Origin of the sequence: Scandinavium sp. NPDC088450 (genome assembly GCF_044900545.1) — a bacterium.
Taxonomy (GTDB): domain Bacteria; phylum Pseudomonadota; class Gammaproteobacteria; order Enterobacterales; family Enterobacteriaceae; genus Scandinavium.
The window spans coordinates 1-5,001 of record NZ_JBJDNI010000055.1; the positions used below are offsets into that span (position 1 = coordinate 1).

Below are 5,001 nucleotides of genomic sequence, written 5' to 3' on the forward strand. Positions count from 1 at the left end.
CTTTCAGGCTGGTTACCGGCATCTGAACCTTGCCGGTCGTGTCGGTGTTACCGCTGGCCGCTATCGTCGCACCGTTGCTGGCGCCAAAGCTGACGCTCTGGTTTGCCACCGGGTTACCGTTGGCATCGCTCACCTGTACCTGTACCTGGTTTGCAGCCGTCCCGTCGGCAATGGCGTTATCTGCCACCACCGCCAGGTCGCCTGAGCCAATCTGTGCCGTGCCACCATCAGCGACAAACGTCGTGTCAATCTGCTGGCTACTGCCGTTCACCGTGGCGGTCACTGTGCTGACGCCAGCCTTTTTGCTGCTCAAATTGACACTGACCAGACCGTTATTGTCAGTCGTCCCCTGAGGAACAATGGTCGCGCCATTGCCGGCACTGAACGCTACAAGGGCTCCAGCAACCGGATTACCATGGGCATCGCTTACTCTTGCCTGCACACTATTTACCGCCGTGCCATTTGCCACCGCATTGTTCTGGCTTACCGTCAATGCACCGCTGGCAATGCGGGCGGAATTGTCGTCTGCCACGAAGTTCAGTACCACGCTCTGGCTGCTGCCGTTGACAGAGGCAATGACCGTGCTACTGCCGGCCGTGACGCTGGTGACCAGCATCTTCAGCGTGCCATCGGTGCCGGTGATCCCGGAGGTCGGGATGGAAGCGCCATTGGTGGCTGTAAAGTTGACCATTTGTCCAGCCACGCTGTTACCGTTAGCATCAGTGGCCCGCACCTGAACCTGATTACTCGCCACGCCATCGGCAATAGCATCATTACGGACGACCGTCAGATCCCCCGTCGCCACTCTCACTGTGTCACTGTCAGCCACAAAGGTGACATCAACCTTAAACGTCTGGTTGTCTGGCAGCGTTGCCGTCACGGTGCTTACCCCGGCGGTTTTGCTGCTGACGTCTGCTGTCAGCGTACCGGCGGCACTGGTTTTTCCACTGTTCGCGCTGAGCATTGCCTGGTTGGAGGCAGTCAGAGCCACAGGGATATCAGCCAGCGGGTTATCATGCGCATCGGTCAGCGTCAGGGTGACGCTATTGCGGGCGCTGCCATTCGCCACCGCTTTATCTGCGGTCGCAGCTAACACTCCTTTTCCACTGCTGGTATCTGCCACAAAATGCGTATCAATGGACTGCTGGCTCCCACCGACCGAGGCCGTCACCTTGCTGATACCCGCTTTAGTATTGTTCAGCGTGGTGATAGCGAGCCCGTCACTGTTACTGACAACCGGAGAGAGAATGGCTGCGCCGTTTTCCGCGCTAAACTTAACGCTGACGCCCTGTAACGCATTGCCATTGGCGTCAACAACCTTCGCCTCTACACGGTTGTTGTCGCTACCGTTTGTGACGGCATTGTCTTTCAGTAGGGTGAGTCCACCGTCCGCAATTTTCGCCGTGTCGGTGTCACCGGTAAAGGTGACCGTCACCGTCTGTGAACTGTCGTTCAGGGTTGCCGTCACCTTGACGGGGCCGGCGACATGACTGATCAGCGGCATGTTGACCAATCCCTGCTCATCGCTAATCCCGGTGGCCGCAATCGTTGCCCCATTATCAGCACTGAACGAGACCGTCTGATTGGCTAATGCATTGCCAAACCGATCGCTGACCCGTGCGCGTACGATGTTCTGATCGCTCAAATTCGCCACGGCATTGTCAGTGACGATGGAGAAATCATCATCAGCAATCTGCGCCGTCTGCTCGTCCGCAACAAAATTAACTTGCACCTGCTGATGGCTTCCCTTCAGGGTCGCGGTCACGGTCAGTAGCCCTGCGGTCTGGCTGGTCAGTGTCGCAACGGCAAGTCCTTGATTATCGGTGACTGCCGTCGCGGCTATGCTGGCACCATTATCGGCGCTCAGTTCAATGGTCTGCCCACTTAATGGATTTCCCTGAGCATCAGTGGCGCGGATCTGGACCTTATTCTGGCTGCTGCCATCGGCCGCTGCGTTATCAGTTAGCACCGTCAGATCACCAGTGGCAATTTGTGCACTCGCTTCGTCACCGATGAGCGTAATTTTTGCCTGCAGTTCTGACAGTGCGGTGCCATCAACGGTAGGTGTCACTGTCGCAATCCCCGCCTCACTGCCGGACAGACGTGCCGAGTAATGCCCCGGTTCAATTTCCTGTACAGCCGTGAGTGTGGCGTTAGCCACCCCAGAAAGCGTAAACGAGAGGCTGGAGAGACCACTGACAGGTCGAGACTGGCTGTCGTTGAGAGCCAACATCAAAGTGCTGAATGCCGAACCATTCGCCGCAATACTGAGCGGAGAGGCCGTCAGGGATGAATGCGCAGCATCAGGCTTGCCGTCAACATAGTGGATGCTCACCTTACGAGCTTCTCCGCTGGAGAGACTCGCCGTAACGGTGGCTTCACCAGCTATGGTACTGGTGACATCAATGCTGACGAGCCCCCTGTCGTCCGTGTTGTGAACCTGCTTTTCAGTGCTGCCGTCGGCAAATGTCACGACAAAGGTGACAGCTTCCCCTTTGAGTGGCTGCTGACTGCCATCGACGGCCTGGTATTGAACGTTGACAGGCGTCATACCATCAGGTGGCGCATAGTCTCCGTCCACCACTGCGTCTCCCGCGAACTGTGCCTTCGGTGGTAACACTTCCACGTTAAGCTGGCTCTCAGAGGAGGTATTCCCCTGATTGTCTTGAGCAACTGCGGTCAGAACGTAGGTGTTGAGCAAACGGCTGGCGTTGTCTTGAGCTGTTGCTTTTGTTGACTGAGCCAGCTGTGCCACCTGCCAGGCAGGCAGAGTCAACGCGGCATGCGTGGCGTCCAGCATGCGGATCTTACCGCCTGCCGCAATGAACGAATCGCCCTGCCAATTGATGGATTTCACGCCGTATTTGCTGTTCACATGCAATGCGATATTTTGTGAGCTCCCGCTTTCACCCGCAACGTTTGTCGGGGAGACCGTGAGACGAATCACCTGCTGCTTACGATATTCAAGAACGATGTCGTTATTACGTTCAACAAAATCATAGCGGCTACGCGATAATTTACGAAGGGCATCTACCGCATCAGGGTCGGTGTTTTCACGCCAGGTTTTATCCAGTTGATAGGTTAGCGCCAACGCAACGGTAAATTCGCTTTGATTGGATTTCCCCATTCGCTGCTCTGCACTGAAAGTCAGCATAGGTATCGGGGTATAATTCGCCCCCACCGTGACTGCATAGGGATCTTGTTGTCGGTTATCCTGGCTAAAAAGGGCGACTTCGTCCCCGAAGTACTGTTCATAGACCAGTGAACCACCCAATTGTGGGTAAGACGGCAGAAAACCGTTAGCCCGAAGATCAAACCCATTTGCCGGGCGTTCATCATAGTCCGCTAAATCCCGGGACTGATGCCAGCTACTCAAACGTTGATATTTGTTGGCGGAAATTTTGAGATAATCCCCCCAGGCTTCTGCCCCCATGCCCAGACGGTAGTTACGTCCGGTAATATCGCTGTCGATAAACGAGTTAATGCCATACATCCATTTATCCGAAGGGAAAAAGCGCGCCCCCAACCCGATATTAATGGTGTTACGATCGTCTTTATGCCGCGCGCCGAGTTGAGCGAACAGCATATTTTTTGGCGAGTCATAATAAGGTATCAGCCAGTCAACACTGCTGTCGCTGAGCCTGCCATGTTTATCGAGACTTATCTGCGATCGAACAGTACCAAATTGATTTAGCCACCCTTCCACTGAGCTGTTTAACTTTCCGGATACCTGGCTACGTGCGTAGTCTGACAACGCTTCGGATGAGGCCCGATCCTCATCCGAAAGCGCAGTCCCGAAGGCTACGGCACCACTGGTAAGCATCTTTTCAAAAGCATTATCCGTCATATCCTCGCTGTTCTGGTCAGCATTCTGCGGCAACATATGTTGCTGCTGGGCGTTTACCGCCTGAGAATAAACCAGTGACAGTGTTAAAGCAGAAGGAAATAATTGAAGGCTGATACATAGCCATGCTATGTATTTATTCAGGCCAGCAAACACTGGCGGACGGGTAACCAGGCTCATGATGTTAGCTCTCATTTTAAAATAAATTTAAAGAAAAGTTAATCCAGTGGGTGGGCACAGCACTACCCTACAGACGACATCACCAACGTAATCGGTTATGTCATTTTATTGATTCAGAGGCTGACCGATTGCATAACTCAGATTGAGTGACCTTTGGATGATCATTGCATCAGCACAATTCTTTAGCAGGGTAAAATTCAGTGTAAAACACGAAGAGGTTCAATTCTGGTAGCGAAAAATAAAACCACCACGACACTAACAGAGGGAAACATCCTAAACCGACCGGACAAATCGGTCAATAAACGCACCAATTTATTTAATTTAAAAAAAAACTTCCAGCACTAATTTCATTTTTCTAAAAAATTCATTTACCTGTAATTTATAACGAATGTTACTGAGCCATTCGCCTTTCCGGGCGTAATAATTCCTTTGCGCACATAGCGTATAAACACGGGTATTTTGATATTACTCGTGCCATCAGATGGCGGAGTTACCGTGTAGGGAGGATTTCCTTCATGCCATACGCGATTTGGTGAATTGCTGCCAGGGTTGGTATTGTATGCCCCTTAACAATCGACTTCCCCGACAATACAGAAAACATGTACCCCCGGGGGCAGGAGATTATTTATAGTTAATGTTCACCGTAAATGAGCCATTTATCTTGCCAGGTCTTAAATCTCCGATACGGCGATGTTGTACCACGAATGAGATATACACATCACCGGAGCGTTCAAGGCTCATTATCTGGTATCTTACTGAATCCGCTGAAGTAATACGGGACAACGTCGATGTGCCTTCCTGATGATGATAAAGCAGGAAGGCCAGTCCGGAGGCACTGCCGGATACGTTATTCAAATACATCCGGGTTCCATCTGACATATAGCGTAAGCGGCTCATCTGAACCGTATTGACGGTTAGACGTTGCTAAGATCGAGCTTCCAGGGAAGCAGGTCGTGTACCTTGTTTGACGGCCAGTC

2 protein-coding genes are annotated in these 5,001 nt (G+C 52.4%); both read right to left on the reverse strand.

Going from position 1 to position 5,001, the window contains the following annotated elements; genetic code table 11:
* The coding region (locus ACI2I2_RS24435; protein ID WP_404660254.1) for an Ig-like domain-containing protein at positions 1 to 4,024 on the reverse strand (4,024 nt) is incomplete at its 3' end.
* Between the two features lie 621 nt (positions 4,025 to 4,645).
* Entirely contained in the window at positions 4,646 to 4,885 is a 240-nt protein-coding gene (locus ACI2I2_RS24440; RefSeq protein ID WP_404660255.1) for a hypothetical protein, read from the reverse strand.
* Between the last annotated feature and the right edge of the window lie 116 nt (positions 4,886 to 5,001).